We start from the raw sequence: 15,025 nt of genomic DNA, 5'->3' as shown, positions 1-15,025 counted from the left end.
ATTCCAACCGGGGATCACATGGCTATCAAACTCATTGCAATCGATATGGACGGCACGCTGCTGCTGCCTGACCACACCATCTCTCCAGGCGTTAAAAATGCGATTGCCGCAGCCCGTGCGAAGGGCGTGAACGTGGTGCTGTGCACCGGTCGCCCTTATGCGGGGGTGCATAACTACCTGAAAGAGCTGCACATGAATGAACCGGGTGACTACTGCATTACGTACAACGGCGCGCTGGTGCAGAAAGCGGCTGATGGCAGCACGGTGGCGCAAACGGCGCTGAGCTATGACGATTACCGCTATCTGGAACAACTCTCCCGCGAGGTGGGGTCGCACTTCCACGCGCTCGACCGCACCACGCTCTACACTGCTAACCGTGACATCAGCTACTACACCGTGCATGAATCCTACGTCGCCACCATCCCGCTGGTGTTCTGCGAAGCGGAAAAAATGGACCCTGAAACCCAGTTCCTGAAAGTGATGATGATCGATGAGCCCGTCATTCTCGACCAGGCCATCGCCCGCATTCCGGATGAGGTAAAAGAGAAGTATACCGTGCTGAAAAGTGCGCCATACTTCCTCGAAATCCTCGATAAACGCGTTAATAAGGGCACCGGCGTAAAATCGCTGGCCGAAACGCTGGGGATCAAGCCGGAGGAGATCATGACCCTCGGCGATCAGGAAAACGACATTGCGATGCTGGAATACGCTGGCTTAGGCGTGGCGATGGAGAACGCGATCCCATCGGTGAAAGAGGTGGCTAACTTCGTCACCAAATCTAATATCGAAGACGGCGTGGCTTACGCTATTGAGAAATTTGTCCTGAATTAAGATCCAGGCCGGACTTTCTGGCGCAAATCATCCCCAGAACCCGCACCCGTTGCGGGTTTTTTTATCCCCGCAGGAACCTTTCTTTAACATTCCTTTCACGAATTGTTCTTTTTGTGATCCAGATTGTAGTACAACGTGTCGTGATTGTACTACATTACGACCACGGCAATGACGAATAGCATCACGTTTGTACTGCAAAAGTGAGGTGAAATTCAGCGGTCGCGGTAAAGTAGGGGTGTACCTACAGAGCACAAGGACTCTCCATGACTCTCAACAAAACCGATCGCATCGTTATTACGCTGGGCACCCAAATCGTGGGTGGCAAATACGTTCCCGGGTCACCGCTGCCTGCTGAGGCCGAGCTGTGCGAGGAGTTTGAAACGTCGCGCAACATCATCCGGGAAGTGTTCCGCTCGCTGATGGCAAAGCGGCTGATTGAAATGAAGCGTTATCGCGGTGCCTTTGTCGCCCCGCGTAACCAGTGGAACTACCTCGATACCGACGTCCTGCAGTGGGTGCTGGAAAACGACTACGACCCGCGGCTTATCGGCGCCATGAGTGAGGTACGAAACCTGGTAGAACCCGCCATAGCCCGCTGGGCAGCGGAACGCGCAACCTCAGGCGACCTGGCGCAGATTGAGTCGGCCCTGAATGACATGGTCGCCAACAACCAGGACCGGGATGCCTTTAACGAGGCGGACATCCGCTACCACGAGGCGGTGCTGCAGTCGGTGCATAATCCGGTGTTACAGCAGCTTAGCGTGGCGATCAGCTCGCTACAGCGAGCAGTATTTGAACGAACCTGGATGGGTGATGAGGCCAATATGCCGAAGACGCTCCAGGAACATAAAGCGCTGTTCGATGCGATACGCCATCAGGACAGCAATGCGGCAGAGCAGGCGGCGCTCACCATGATCGCCAGCTCGACACGAAGGTTGAAGGAAATCACATGACATCTCGCTACATCGCAATTGACTGGGGATCGACCAATCTGCGCGCCTGGCTCTACCAGGGCGAACAGTGCCTGGAGAGCAGGCAATCGGAAGCAGGCGTCACGCGCCTGAACGGTAAATCCCCTGAAGCGGTGTTAGCAGAGGTGACACAAAACTGGCGCGACGGCACCACGCCGGTGGTGATGGCAGGTATGGTTGGCAGCAATGTGGGCTGGAAGGTGGCCCCTTATCTGCCGGTACCTGCCCATTTCTCCGCCATTGGCGAACAGTTAACGTCCGTTGGCGACAATATCTGGATCATTCCGGGTTTGTGTGTCTCCCGTGACGATAACCACAACGTGATGCGCGGCGAAGAGACGCAACTGCTTGGCGCGCGCACGCTTTCTCCTTCATCTGTCTATGTCATGCCCGGTACGCACTGCAAATGGGTGCAGGCTGATGCTGAGCAGATCGTTGATTTTCGCACCGTGATGACCGGCGAACTGCACCATTTGCTGCTCAAACACTCGCTGGTGGGTGCCGGTTTGCCGGAGCAGGATGACTCGCCAGCGGCCTTTGCCGCCGGGCTTGAGCGCGGGATCGCTTCCCCCGCCGTTTTGCCGCAGCTTTTTGAGGTTCGTGCCTCGCACGTGCTGGGAACCCTTCCCCGCGAGCAGGTAAGCGAATTTTTATCGGGCCTGCTGATTGGCGCAGAAGTCGCCACCCTGAGCGAACAGTTCGCTGGGCAGCAGTCCATCACCCTCGTCGCGGGTTCATCGCTGACCGCACGTTACCGCCAGGCGTTCCACGCCATCGGGCGTGACGTGCAGGCGGTTGAGGGCGACACGGCATTTCAGGCAGGAATACGCTTCATCATTCAGTCTGCCTCTTTGTTGGCTGCGCCAGCTCACCCCACTCACTTACTTCAGTAAGTGAGTGGGGATTCACCGTCTTGCCGCCTCGACACAGGCTAAATGATTTTGCGTAACAAAGGAGCATCGCTCATGCAGTGGCAAACTAATCTTCCTCTTATCGCAATCTTGCGCGGCATCACCCCTGACGAGGCCTTAGCGCACGTTGGCGCGGTCATCGATGCCGGGTTCGACGCGGTGGAAATCCCGCTCAACTCTCCTGAATGGGAAAAAAGCATTCCGGCGGTCGTGGATGCGTTTGGCGACCGGGCGCTGATCGGCGCGGGAACCGTGCTGAAACCAGAGCAGGTTGATCAACTGGCGAAGATGGGCTGCAAGCTTATCGTCACGCCCAATATCAACCCTGAGGTGATCCGCCGCGCGGTGGGCTACGGCATGGCCGTCTGCCCGGGATGTGCCACGGCAACAGAAGCCTTTACCGCTCTCGATGCGGGCGCGCAGTCGCTCAAAATTTTCCCGTCTTCGGCCTTTGGCCCGGATTACATCAAAGCGCTGAAAGCGGTGTTGCCCGCCAGCGTGCCGGTCTTTGCCGTGGGCGGCGTCACGCCAGAAAACCTGGCTCAGTGGATGAAAGCCGGTTGTGTGGGGGCGGGTCTTGGCAGCGATCTCTATCGCGCCGGGCAGTCCGTGGAACGTACCGCGCAGCAGGCGGCAGCATTTGTAAAAGCGTATCGAGAGGCAATGCAATGAAAATAACCAAACTCACCACCTACCGTTTACCTCCGCGTTGGATGTTCCTGAAAATCGAAACCGACGAAGGGGTGGTTGGCTGGGGCGAGCCGGTGATTGAAGGCCGCGCGCGCACCGTTGAAGCGGCGGTGCATGAGCTGGGTGAATACCTGATTGGTCAGGATCCGGCGCGCATTAACGACCTGTGGCAGGTGATGTACCGCGCGGGCTTCTACCGCGGCGGCCCGATCCTGATGAGCGCCATTGCCGGCATCGACCAGGCGCTGTGGGATATCAAAGGCAAAGTGCTGAATGCTCCGGTCTGGCAGCTGATGGGCGGCCTGGTACGCGACAAAATCAAAGCCTACAGCTGGGTGGGCGGTGACCGTCCGGCAGAGGTAATCGACGGCATCAATAAGCTGCGCGGCATCGGTTTCGACACCTTTAAACTCAACGGCTGCGAAGAGATGGGCGTTATCGACAACTCGCGCGCGGTCGATCGGGCGGTGAATACCGTGGCGCAAATTCGCGAAGCCTTCGGCAATGACATTGAGTTTGGTCTGGATTTCCACGGACGCGTCAGCGCGCCGATGGCGAAAGTGCTGATCAAAGAGCTGGAGCCGTACCGTCCGCTGTTTATCGAGGAGCCGGTGCTGGCCGAACAGGCCGAGTACTACCCGAAACTGGCGGAACAGACCCATATTCCCATCGCGGCGGGCGAACGTATGTTCTCGCGCTTCGAGTTCAAACGCGTGCTGGAGGCGGGCGGGATTGCCATTCTGCAGCCGGATCTCTCCCACGCGGGCGGCATCACCGAGTGCTACAAAATTGCCGGGATGGCAGAAGCTTATGACGTGGCGCTGGCACCGCACTGTCCGCTGGGCCCGATTGCGCTGGCAGCCTGCCTGCACGTGGACTTTGTCTCGCGCAATGCGGTGTTCCAGGAGCAGAGCATGGGCATTCACTATAACAAGGGCGCGGAGCTGCTCGACTTTGTGAAGAACAAAGAAGACTTCAGCATGGAAGGCGGTTTCTTTAAACCGTTAACGAAGCCGGGCCTTGGCGTGGAAATCGACGAAGCCAAAGTTATTGAGCTGAGTAAAAACGCGTCGGACTGGCGTAACCCGTTATGGCGTCATGAAGACGGCAGTGTAGCGGAGTGGTGATCACCACCCCGTAGGCCCGGTAAGCGTAGCGCCACCGGGCAAAATTCTCACAGATAAAAATATAACCCTCTGTAATTTACAGGGCATGGTGAGCGGCCTCGCTATGCCCAAAATCTGGAGACAGATTGCGATGGATATTCCAGTTACTGCTACCAAAACCGGGCGTCGCCGTTACCTGACGCTGATGATGATCTTTGTTACCGTGGTCATCTGCTATGTCGACCGCGCCAACCTTGCCGTGGCCTCGGCCCATATTCAGGAAGAGTTTGGTATTACCAAAGCGGAGATGGGCTACGTCTTCTCGGCGTTCGCCTGGCTCTATACGCTGTGCCAGATCCCGGGCGGCTGGTTCCTCGACCGCGTCGGCTCACGCCTGACTTACTTTATCGCCATTTTCGGCTGGTCCGTGGCGACTCTGTTCCAGGGTTTTGCTACCGGCTTAATGTCGCTGATCGGCCTGCGTGCCATCACCGGTATTTTCGAAGCCCCGGCGTTCCCGACCAACAACCGCATGGTCACCAGCTGGTTCCCGGAGCATGAGCGAGCCTCTGCCGTCGGGTTCTATACCTCCGGTCAGTTTGTCGGCCTGGCGTTCCTGACTCCGCTGCTGATCTGGATCCAGGAGCTGCTGAGCTGGCACTGGGTGTTTATTGTCACCGGTGGGATCGGCATCATCTGGTCGTTTATCTGGATTAAGGTCTACCAGCCGCCGCGCCTGACCAAAAGCATCAGCAAAGCCGAGCTGGATTACATCCGCGACGGCGGCGGACTGGTAGATGGCGATGCGCCGGTGAAAAAAGAGGCGCGTCAGCCGCTGACCAAAGCCGACTGGAAGCTGGTGTTCCACCGCAAGCTGGTGGGCGTGTATCTGGGCCAGTTTGCCGTGACCTCCACGCTGTGGTTCTTCCTTACCTGGTTCCCGAACTACCTGACTCAGGAGAAAGGCATCACCGCGCTGAAGGCGGGCTTTATGACTACCGTGCCGTTCCTGGCAGCCTTCTTTGGCGTGCTGCTCTCCGGCTGGCTGGCGGACAAGCTGGTGAAAAAAGGTTACTCCCTCGGCGTGGCGCGTAAAACGCCGATCATCTGCGGGCTATTGATCTCCACCTGCATCATGGGCGCCAACTACACCAACGATCCGGTGTGGATTATGACCCTGATGGCGGTGGCCTTCTTTGGCAATGGTTTCGCCTCTATCACCTGGTCACTGGTGTCGTCGCTGGCGCCGATGCGTCTGATTGGCCTGACGGGCGGCGTGTTTAACTTCGTTGGCGGCCTGGGCGGGATCACCGTTCCGCTGGTGATTGGCTACCTGGCGCAGGACTACGGTTTCGGCCCGGCGCTGGTCTATATCTCAGCGGTGGCCCTGATTGGCGCGCTCTCCTACATCCTGCTGGTGGGCGACGTTAAACGGGTAGGCTAATCCCCTGCAATGCTATACCCTGATGCGACATCCGCGCATCAGGGTATCCTCATGAAACAAATCACTTTCGCTCCCCGCCACCACCAGCTTACCAACACCCGAACCTGGACCGCAGACAGCCAATGGCTGGTCTTTGACGTTCGCCCTTCCGGCGCGTCCTTTACCGGCGAAACCATTGAGCGGGTTAATGTTAAAACCGGCGAGGTGGAGGTGATTTATCGCGCCAGCAACGGCGCGCATGTGGGCGTCGTCACCGTTCATCCGACGGACGATAAATACGTTTTTATCCACGGTCCGCAGAGTCCCGATGCCCACTGGCAGTATGATTTCCACCACCGTCAGGGGGTGATTGCAGAGCGCGGGCAGGTGAGCAATCTTGATGCAATGGATATCACCGCACCCTTCACGCCCGGCGCGCTGCGCGGCGGCAGCCACGTCCATGTCTATAGCCCGGACGGGCAGTACGTCAGCTTTACCTATAACGACCATGTATTGCACGCGCGCGATCCAAAGCACGATCTCCGCAACGTGGGCGTGGCGGCCCCCTTTGGTCCGGTGACGCCTGCGGGCCACCATCCGCGGGAATATGCCGGTACGTACTGGAGCGTGCTGGTCAGCCGCACCACGCCTGTGCCGCAGCCGGGCAGCGATGAGATCAACCGCGCCTATGAAGAGGGCTGGGTGGGCAACAACCGTCTGGCCTTTATCGGCGATACCCTTTCCGCAAGCGGCGAAAAAGTGCCGGAGCTGTTCATCGTTGATCTGCCAAAAGAGGAGAAGGGCTGGAAACAGGCGGGCGATACTCCGCTTCAGGGCACGGCTGCGCGCATGCCCGCCCCGCCTGCCGGAGTGATGCAGCGGCGTTTAACCTTCACCCACGACAGCCGCTATCCGGGACTGGTGAACGTGCCGCGCCACTGGGTGCGCAGCAACCCCCAGGCGACCCAGATCGCGTTTCTGATGCGGGATGATAAGGGCGTGGTGCAGCTGTGGCTGATTGCGCCGGAAGGAGGAGAGCCCCGTCAGCTGACCCATAACGCAGGCGATATTCAGTCGGCCTTTAACTGGCATCCGGCGGGTCATTCGCTGGGATTTGTGCTGGAGAATCGCATTGCGACCTGTGACGCGGCATCTGGCGCAGTGACGTTTTTGACGTCCGATCACGGCAACCCGCCGTCGGGTGATGCGGTGGTTTACGCCCCGGATGGGCACACTCTTGCCTGGATGGAGGAGATCGACGGTTTCCGGCAGCTGTGGGTAACAGAGACCGGACGCTAATCAGCGGGAAGGCATTTCGGCGGGCGGGATCACGGCGTTGGTTGCCAGCGTCTCCTGCTCGCTTTGCTCCACGCGGGAGCGAACGGATTTGTCGGTACGGAAGAGGTCCCACGGCAGCAGCAGAGTATCGAAAACCGCAGTAAACGGCATATCCAGTACTACCAGGGATTTGGTGCCCCAGTTGGTGTCGTCATCGGCCAGCATGTTCGCGCTGGCTCGCGTTCCGGGATACGTTCCTTCTTTACCGCCAGTGTGAGACATCACGCTCGAACATCCGCAAAGCATAACCACCGCGCTGAACGTCGTCAGCTTTATCAGAACATTTTTCATCATCAGTCAGTCATCATCAATGGCACGGCACAGACCTGTAACCGGGTTTATAACGGGCCATTGTCAAAATGAATAGTTGAAAAGTACCGCTCTGTGGCACCTATCGCATTTTAACCTTACGTGCTGTAGACCCAGTCTATTCCAGTACCCGTAAAGTGCAAAAAATTCTCGCAACGGCAGGCTTGAAAAGACCACAAACGGACCCATTTTAAGGATGTATCGATAAACAAACGTGCCTGATGGGCGTTTGGGATACCCCAGCCTGTCCACGGTGGAAGGCGACAATTCTTGCTGATTTCAGGAGTGTTAACTGTATGCGTAACTTTGATCTTTCTCCGCTTTATCGTTCAGCCATTGGCTTCGATCGTCTGTTCAATCATTTAGAAAACAACCAAAGCCAGAGCAATGGCTACCCTCCATACAATGTTGAACTGGTGGACGAAAACCACTATCGCATCGCGATTGCCGTAGCCGGTTTTGCTGAAAGTGAACTGGAGATCACCGCTCAGGACAACCTGCTGGTGGTGAAAGGCGCTCATGCGGGCGAGCAGAAAGAGCGAACCTACCTGTATCAGGGCATCGCAGAACGTAACTTTGAACGTAAGTTCCAGCTGGCTGAGAACATTCACGTTCATGGCGCGAACCTGGTTAACGGCCTGCTGTATATCGATCTGGAACGTGTTATTCCGGAAGCGAAAAAACCGCGCCGTATCGAAATTAATTAATGATTCGGGTCGCTATGGCGGCCCACACCTGAATGCTTGCCGATATCGGGAGCATATGTGAATCCATATGGATTTGCAGGAACCATTGTGTACAAAAATAAATTGTACCGGACTCGCTTCTCAGAAGGAGATTTAGTATGCGTAACTATGATTTATCCCCCCTGCTGCGTCAGTGGATCGGTTTTGACAAACTGGCCTCCGCGCTGCAAAGCACCACCGAAAGCCAGACCTTCCCGCCGTACAACATTGAAAAGAGCGACGATAACCACTATCGCATTACGCTTGCGGTGGCCGGCTTCAGCCAGCAGAACCTCGATATTCAGCTGGAAGGCACGCGCCTGACGGTAAAAGGCACCCCGGAAAAACCGGAAACCGAAACCAAATGGCTGCACCAGGGCCTGGTGACTCAGCCGTTCAGCCTGAGCTTTACCCTCGCTGAACATATGGAGGTGACGGGTGCTACCTTCACTAACGGGCTGCTGCATATCGATATCACCCGCAACGTGCCGGAGGCGATTGCACCGCAGCGGATCGCCATCAGCGAACGCCCGGCATTGAATAGCTAATACGGGTTTGTGCGGCCTGATGCCCTCACCCCGACCCTCTCCCACAGGGAGAGGGCGTAAAGATTAAAAACGGTCACCTTCGGGTGACCGTTTTGCGTTTACCTCGGCTTTTTTGTGCGCCAACGCCCATACAGCCCGCCCGCGCTCTGCGAGAATCCCTGCTAACTATAATGTTATTCACAGGGATGCCGTCATGAGTGATATAGCGTTAACGGTCAGTATTCTGGCATTGGTTGCGGTGGTCGGGCTGTGGATAGGGAATGTCAAAATCCGTGGCGTGGGGTTTGGTATTGGCGGCGTGCTGTTTGGCGGGATATTTGTCGGCCACTTTGCCGACCAGCTGGGCATTACCCTTAGCGCGCAAATGCTGCATTTTATTCAGGAATTTGGCCTGATCCTCTTCGTCTACACCATCGGTATTCAGGTCGGGCCCGGCTTTTTCGCTTCGCTGCGCGTCTCGGGTCTGCGCCTGAATCTTTTTGCGATGGGTATTGTGGTGATGGGCGGGCTGGTTACCGCGCTGCTGCATAAACTCTTCGCCATCCCGCTGCCGGTGGTACTGGGCATTTTTTCCGGCGCGGTAACCAATACTCCCGCGCTGGGTGCCGGACAGCAAATTCTGCGCGATCTGGGGATCGCACCCGACATCGTCGATCAGATGGGCATGAGCTATGCGATGGCCTACCCGTTTGGCATCTGCGGTATTCTGCTCACCATGTGGCTGATGCGCCTCCTGTTTCGCGTGGACGTTGAGCAGGAAGCCCGGCAGCATGAGTCCACCCTGACCCAGGGCCAGGCGCTGATTAAAACCATCAATATCCGCGTCGAAAACCCGAATCTGAACAACATGCCGATTCAGGATGTGCCGATCCTCAACAGCGCTAACATTATCTGCTCTCGCCTTAAGCGTGAGGAGACGCTGATGGTGCCGCTGCCCGGCACGGTGATCCAGACAGGCGACCTGCTGCATCTGGTGGGGCAACCGGCGGACCTGCATAACGCCCGGCTGGTGATTGGCCAGGAGGTGGACACTTCCCTCTCTACCCGCGGCACCGACATGCGCGTTGAGCGCGTGGTGGTGACCAACGAGAAGGTTTTGGGCAAAAAAATCCGCGAACTGCAGGTAAAAGAGCGCTACGACGTGGTGATCTCGCGGCTGAACCGCTCCGGGATCGAGCTGATGGCCAGCCCGAACGCCAGCCTGCAGTTTGGCGACATTCTTAATCTCGTCGGGCGTCCGGCATCCATCGATGCCGTTGCCAATATGGTGGGTAACGCGCAACAAAAGCTACAGCAGGTACAAATGCTGCCGGTGTTTATCGGCATCGGGCTCGGGGTCCTGCTTGGCTCCATCCCGCTGTATGTGCCCGGGTTCCCGGTGGCGCTCAAGCTGGGGCTTGCTGGCGGGCCGCTGATTATGGCGCTGATCCTCGGGCGTATCGGCTGCGTGGGTAAGCTCTACTGGTTTATGCCGCCGAGCGCCAACCTTGCCCTGCGCGAGCTGGGGATCGTGCTGTTTCTGGCGGTGGTGGGGCTGAAGTCGGGTGGGGATTTTGTCGAGACGCTGGCTTACGGCGACGGCATGAGCTGGATTGGCTACGGTATCCTCATAACCGCCGTCCCGCTCATCACCATGGGCCTTCTGGCGCGGCTGCTGGTGAAGATGAACTACCTGACCCTGTGCGGCATGCTGGCCGGTTCGATGACCGATCCCCCGGCGCTGGCCTTTGCCAACAACCTGCACGCCACCAGCGGTGCGGCGGCGCTCTCCTACGCCACGGTCTATCCGCTGGTGATGTTTATGCGCATCATCACGCCGCAGCTGCTGGCGGTGCTGTTCTGGGTAAGTTAAACCCCCGGCTCGCTGCATGCATCTATTGACCGGCCTCCAGAGGAGGCCGGTCCTTCAACACCGTCGAAGGCGCATAACCGAATTTATGCTTAAAGGCTTTGCTGAAGTGAAACGAATCAAAGAAGTTGAGCATATCTGCCACCTGCCCGACCGTATTTCCCTCCTGCTTTAACAGCGATAGCGCCAGCTCCAGTCGGGCATCAAGATAATATTCTTTGGGTGTTTTACCGGTATAACGTAAAAACAGACGGCGCAGCCAGGCTTCGCTACAGGGGATGGTGGCCGCCATATCCGCAACGCTCCAGCGCCGTTGCAGGCTGGCATGCAGGGCCGCAATCAGCTTTTCAATTTGTATTCGCTGGGGATCCTTTATACCCTCGGCATAAATAAGGCAGCTCCACTGATAAATTAGTTTAGTCAGAAAGGCAACCGCCAGGTTATTTTTCATGGGGTCCGAAGCGGTAATTAATTGCGAGACTTCCATTAACTCCTGGTTATAAACATCGCCATGATAAATAACGCATTGTTGACGCAGCGGAATATCCATTACGCTGGTTGGCGTAAACTCCATCCAGTATTGTTCCCAGATTAATCCTGCGCAATGGTAGGATTTTATCTCCGTGGGTTTTAAAAAAATAATACAGTTTCCGCTAAGAGTAATTTCTTCGCCATTGTGCAGCAGGATCTTTCCGCAACCCTGTACGGTATAGACAGCAACCCATGAATTGGCGATCAGCGGCTTTTTCTTATCCCGCGGCCATATAACCCGGTAGTCTTCATCGGCGCAGGTATGCCACAACGAAATTAAGGAAATTCCGCTTGAGATCACACTTTCATTAATCAACAGCGGAATATTGTACGTAGTTTCGTTTTTTACATGCACGTTCTGCAAGTTTCCATTCATTTTAATTTCCCGCCAGAGAATGATGCCTACAACCTGAACCTAACAGAAAATTATTCGTTCAGGGATATGACGTTTGTATTTTAAGAAATCTGACTGCCTGACCCGGCAAGCAATAACCTCAGTTAACCCTACAGCGGCCGGGACATAATCAACAACAAGGGCTATGAGATGAATACGCTACAAATTTTGAGCTTCGTCGGTTTTACGCTACTGGTGGCGATTATCACCTGGTGGAAGATCCGTAAAACGGATACCGGATCGCAGCAGGGTTATTTTCTGGCCGGGCGGTCGCTAAAAGCGCCGGTCATTGCCGCTTCCCTGATGCTCACTAACCTCTCCACTGAACAGCTGGTCGGCCTCTCCGGGCAGGCGTACAAAAGCGGAATGTCGGTGATGGGCTGGGAAGTTACCTCGGCGGTGACCTTAATCTTTCTGGCGCTGATCTTCCTGCCGCGTTATCTGCAACGTGGTATCGCCACTATTCCCGATTTTCTGGAAGAACGGTACGACAAAACCACGCGCATTATCATCGACTTTTGTTTTCTTATCGCTACCGGCGTCTGCTTCCTGCCGATCGTGCTCTATTCCGGCGCGCTGGCGCTTAACAGCCTGTTTCATATCGGCGAGTCGTTGCAGATCTCGCAGGGCGCGGCCATCTGGTTGCTGGTGGTTTTGCTCGGCATGGCGGGAATCATTTACGCCGTGATAGGAGGGCTGAGGGCGATGGCAGTGGCCGACTCTATCAACGGCATTGGCCTGGTGATTGGCGGCCTGATGGTGCCGGTGTTTGGTCTGATCGCAATGGGCAAGGGCAGTTTTGTGCAGGGCATTGAGCAACTGACCACCGTGCATGCCGAGAAATTAAACTCTATCGGCGGGGCGAACGATCCGCTGCCGATTGGTGCGGCCTTTACCGGTTTGATTCTGGTGAACACCTTTTACTGGTGTACAAATCAGGGCATCGTTCAGCGTACGCTGGCGTCCAAAAGCCTTGCCGAAGGGCAAAAAGGGGCGTTGCTCACCGCGGTGTTGAAAATGCTCGATCCGCTGGTGCTGGTCTTGCCGGGGTTGATTGCTTTTCACCTGTATCAGGATCTACCGAAAGCAGATATGGCCTATCCCACGCTGGTCAATAACGTTCTGCCTGTCCCTCTGGTCGGTTTTTTTGGCGCGGTGTTATTTGGCGCCGTCATCAGCACGTTTAATGGCTTTTTAAACAGCGCCAGCACGCTATTCAGCATGGGCATCTACCGCCGCATCATTAATCAGAATGCGCAACCTGAACAACTGGTGCACGTCGGGCGCAGATTTGGACTCTTTATCGCGGTGATTTCGGTACTGGTTGCGCCGTGGATCGCCAATGCGCCAGAAGGTCTCTACAGCTGGATGAAGCAGCTCAACGGCATCTATAACGTGCCGCTGGTGACCATCATCATTATGGGCTTCTTCTTTCCGCGCATCCCGGCGCTGGCCGCTAAGGTGGCAATGGGGCTCGGTATTGTCAGTTACATCACCATCAATTACCTGGTGAAGTTCGATTTCCATTTTCTATACGTCCTGGCCTGCACCTTCTGCATCAATGTGGTGGTGATGTTACTGATCGGCGCGATTAAGCCGCGTGCGACGCCGTTCAAATTTCATGATGCCTTTGCCGTGGATATGCAGCCATGGAAAAACGCGAAAATCGCGTCTGTTGGCATTCTCGCCGCCATGATTGGCGTCTATTCCGGCCTGGCACAGTTCGGCGGTTATCACACCCGATGGTTGACGGTTATCAGCTATACCATCACGGCAGTCGTGGTGATTTACATCATTTTCAGCAGCTGGCAGACACGCCGTTCCGCCACTGTGCAGAGTGTCTGTGACGCTAAGGATAAAGCATGAGTCGCCCTAATTTTCTCTTCATTATGACCGATACCCAGGCTACCAATATGGTGGGCTGCTATAGCGGCAAGCCGCTGAATACAAATAATATTGACGCGCTGGCGGCAGAAGGAATTCGCTTTAACTCCGCCTATACCTGTTCGCCGGTATGCACACCCGCGCGAGCGGGCTTATTTACCGGCATCTATGCCAACCAGTCCGGCCCGTGGACCAACAACGTCGCGCCGGGGAAAAACATCGCCACTATGGGCCGCTATTTTAAGGACGCGGGCTACCACACCTGCTATATCGGCAAGTGGCACCTCGACGGGCATGACTATTTTGGCACCGGCGAGTGCCCCCCGGAGTGGGATGCCGATTACTGGTATGACGGGGCCAATTACCTTGCGGAACTGACCGAGCAAGAGATCGGCCTGTGGCGTAACGGCCTGAACAGCATTGAAGATTTACAGGCCAACAATATCGATGAGACCTTTACCTGGGCGCACCGCATCAGCAACCGGGCGGTCGATTTTCTCCATCAGCCTGCGCGCGACGATGAGCCGTTTCTGATGGTGGTGTCGTATGACGAACCACATCACCCTTTTACCTGCCCGGTTGAGTATCTGGAGAAGTATCAGGACTTTTATTACGACCTCGGGGCGAGAGCGCATGATCCGCTGAAGGATAAGCCCGAGCACCATCGCCTGTGGTCTCAGGCGATGCCCTCTCCGGTGGGGGAGGATGGGCGCTATTACCATCCTCTCTATTTTGCCTGCAATGACTTTGTCGATGACCAGATTGGCCGGGTGATCGCGGCGTTAACGCCGGCGCAGCGGGATAACACCTGGGTGATCTATACCTCCGATCACGGGGAAATGATGGGTGCCCATAAGCTCATCAGCAAAGGGGCAGCAATGTACGATGACATTACCCGTATCCCACTGATTATGCGCTCGCCGCAGGGAGAGCGTCGTCAGGTTGATACGCCTGTCAGCCATATCGATCTTCTGCCAACCATGATGGCGCTGGCGGGCATTCCCAGACCAGACATTCTGCCTGGCGAAAATATCCTGGCCGTTGCGAAGCCGCGCGGCGTGATGGTGGAGTTCAACCGCTATGAGATTGAGCACGACAGTTTTGGCGGCTTTATTCCGGTGCGCTGCTGGGTGACGGACGACTGGAAACTGGTATTGAACCTGTTTACCAGCGATGAGCTTTACGACAGACGAAACGATCCTGATGAGCTCAAGAACCTGATCGATGCGCCTGAGTTCGAAGATGTTCGTCTCAGAATGCATGATGCGCTGCTGGATTATATGGATAAAATCCGCGATCCTTTCCGTACCTATCAGTGGAGTCTGCGCCCGTGGCGTAAAGATGCCACGCCGCGCTGGATGGGGGCTTTCCGGCCACGTCCGGAAGACGGTTACTCCCCGGTAGTGCGCGACTATGACACCGGCTTACCGACTCAGGGTGTCAAAGTGGAGGAGAAAAAACAGAAGTTCTGACTACAATGCCGGATAAGGCGTTTAGGCCGTCGTCTGGCAATGA

The 15,025-nt window shown here is 56.2% G+C and carries 14 protein-coding genes; 12 read left to right on the top strand and 2 right to left on the bottom strand.

The window, feature by feature from the left end:
* Positions 1 to 18: 18 nt before the first annotated feature.
* The 7 genes from yidA to MXM41_RS19720 all read left to right on the top strand — a co-directional run bounded on the left by yidA (position 19) and on the right by MXM41_RS19720 (position 7,231).
* A complete protein-coding gene (yidA, locus tag MXM41_RS19750; RefSeq protein WP_325933855.1) occupies positions 19 to 831 on the top strand; it encodes a sugar-phosphatase in 813 nt (270 codons plus the stop codon).
* 263 nt (positions 832 to 1,094) lie between these two features.
* Entirely contained in the window at positions 1,095 to 1,784 is a 690-nt protein-coding gene (gene dgoR / locus MXM41_RS19745; protein ID WP_325933854.1) for a D-galactonate utilization transcriptional regulator DgoR, read from the top strand.
* Positions 1,781 to 2,695 (top strand): 2-dehydro-3-deoxygalactonokinase, encoded by a 915-nt coding sequence (locus tag MXM41_RS19740; protein ID WP_325933853.1) that lies wholly within the window; start codon positions 1,781 to 1,783, stop codon positions 2,693 to 2,695. Before dgoR ends, MXM41_RS19740 begins: the two co-directional genes overlap by 4 nt.
* A gap of 72 nt (positions 2,696 to 2,767) precedes the next feature.
* Positions 2,768 to 3,385 (top strand): 2-dehydro-3-deoxy-6-phosphogalactonate aldolase, encoded by a 618-nt coding sequence (locus MXM41_RS19735; RefSeq protein ID WP_325933852.1) that lies wholly within the window; start codon positions 2,768 to 2,770, stop codon positions 3,383 to 3,385.
* Positions 3,382 to 4,530, top strand: a complete 1,149-nt coding sequence (gene dgoD / locus MXM41_RS19730) for a galactonate dehydratase (RefSeq protein WP_325933851.1) — start codon at positions 3,382 to 3,384, stop codon at positions 4,528 to 4,530. Before MXM41_RS19735 ends, dgoD begins: the two co-directional genes overlap by 4 nt.
* An 85-nt stretch (positions 4,531 to 4,615) precedes the next feature.
* Positions 4,616 to 5,953 carry an MFS transporter gene (locus MXM41_RS19725; protein ID WP_325933850.1) on the top strand — a complete coding sequence of 446 codons (1,338 nt, stop codon included), beginning with the start codon at positions 4,616 to 4,618 and terminating at the stop codon, positions 5,951 to 5,953.
* Between the two features lie 51 nt (positions 5,954 to 6,004).
* On the top strand, positions 6,005 to 7,231 hold the full coding sequence (locus MXM41_RS19720; RefSeq protein ID WP_325933849.1) for a DUF3748 domain-containing protein: 1,227 nt from the start codon (positions 6,005 to 6,007) through the stop codon (positions 7,229 to 7,231).
* Here the strand turns inward: MXM41_RS19720 and MXM41_RS19715 are convergent, their stop codons facing one another.
* Entirely contained in the window at positions 7,232 to 7,564 is a 333-nt protein-coding gene (locus MXM41_RS19715; protein WP_325933848.1) for a YceK/YidQ family lipoprotein, read from the bottom strand.
* A 311-nt stretch (positions 7,565 to 7,875) separates the two neighbouring features.
* Here MXM41_RS19715 and ibpA point away from each other — a divergent pair, with 311 nt between their 5' ends.
* From ibpA to MXM41_RS19700, 3 genes are all read left to right on the top strand, one after another.
* The gene (gene ibpA / locus MXM41_RS19710) at positions 7,876 to 8,286 is read left to right on the top strand and encodes a small heat shock chaperone IbpA (protein WP_032615564.1); all 411 of its coding nucleotides are present in this window, start codon (positions 7,876 to 7,878) and stop codon (positions 8,284 to 8,286) included.
* 137 nt (positions 8,287 to 8,423) lie between these two features.
* Entirely contained in the window at positions 8,424 to 8,852 is a 429-nt protein-coding gene (gene ibpB, locus MXM41_RS19705; RefSeq protein ID WP_114316312.1) for a small heat shock chaperone IbpB, read from the top strand.
* A gap of 193 nt (positions 8,853 to 9,045) precedes the next feature.
* Positions 9,046 to 10,704 (top strand): putative transporter, encoded by a 1,659-nt coding sequence (locus MXM41_RS19700; RefSeq protein ID WP_325933846.1) that lies wholly within the window; start codon positions 9,046 to 9,048, stop codon positions 10,702 to 10,704.
* 22 nt (positions 10,705 to 10,726) lie between these two features.
* Here the strand turns inward: MXM41_RS19700 and MXM41_RS19695 are convergent, their stop codons facing one another.
* The gene (locus MXM41_RS19695; RefSeq protein WP_325933845.1) at positions 10,727 to 11,608 is read right to left on the bottom strand and encodes an AraC family transcriptional regulator; all 882 of its coding nucleotides are present in this window, start codon (positions 11,606 to 11,608) and stop codon (positions 10,727 to 10,729) included.
* A 168-nt stretch (positions 11,609 to 11,776) separates the two neighbouring features.
* On the opposite strand from MXM41_RS19695, the gene MXM41_RS19690 reads away from it, so the two are divergent.
* Together MXM41_RS19690 and MXM41_RS19685 are read left to right on the top strand one after the other, a co-directional pair.
* Positions 11,777 to 13,492 (top strand): solute:sodium symporter family transporter, encoded by a 1,716-nt coding sequence (locus MXM41_RS19690; RefSeq protein ID WP_325933844.1) that lies wholly within the window; start codon positions 11,777 to 11,779, stop codon positions 13,490 to 13,492.
* A complete protein-coding gene (locus MXM41_RS19685) occupies positions 13,489 to 14,982 on the top strand; it encodes a sulfatase-like hydrolase/transferase (protein ID WP_325933843.1) in 1,494 nt (497 codons plus the stop codon). Before MXM41_RS19690 ends, MXM41_RS19685 begins: the two co-directional genes overlap by 4 nt.
* The last annotated feature ends 43 nt before the right edge of the window (positions 14,983 to 15,025 follow it).

It is taken from the genome of Leclercia adecarboxylata (assembly GCF_035787115.1).
Taxonomy (GTDB): Bacteria; Pseudomonadota; Gammaproteobacteria; order Enterobacterales; family Enterobacteriaceae; genus Enterobacter; species Enterobacter adecarboxylatus_E.
The sequence above is the reverse complement of the archived record's forward strand: the minus strand, read 5'-3'. Positions and strand labels throughout refer to the sequence as shown.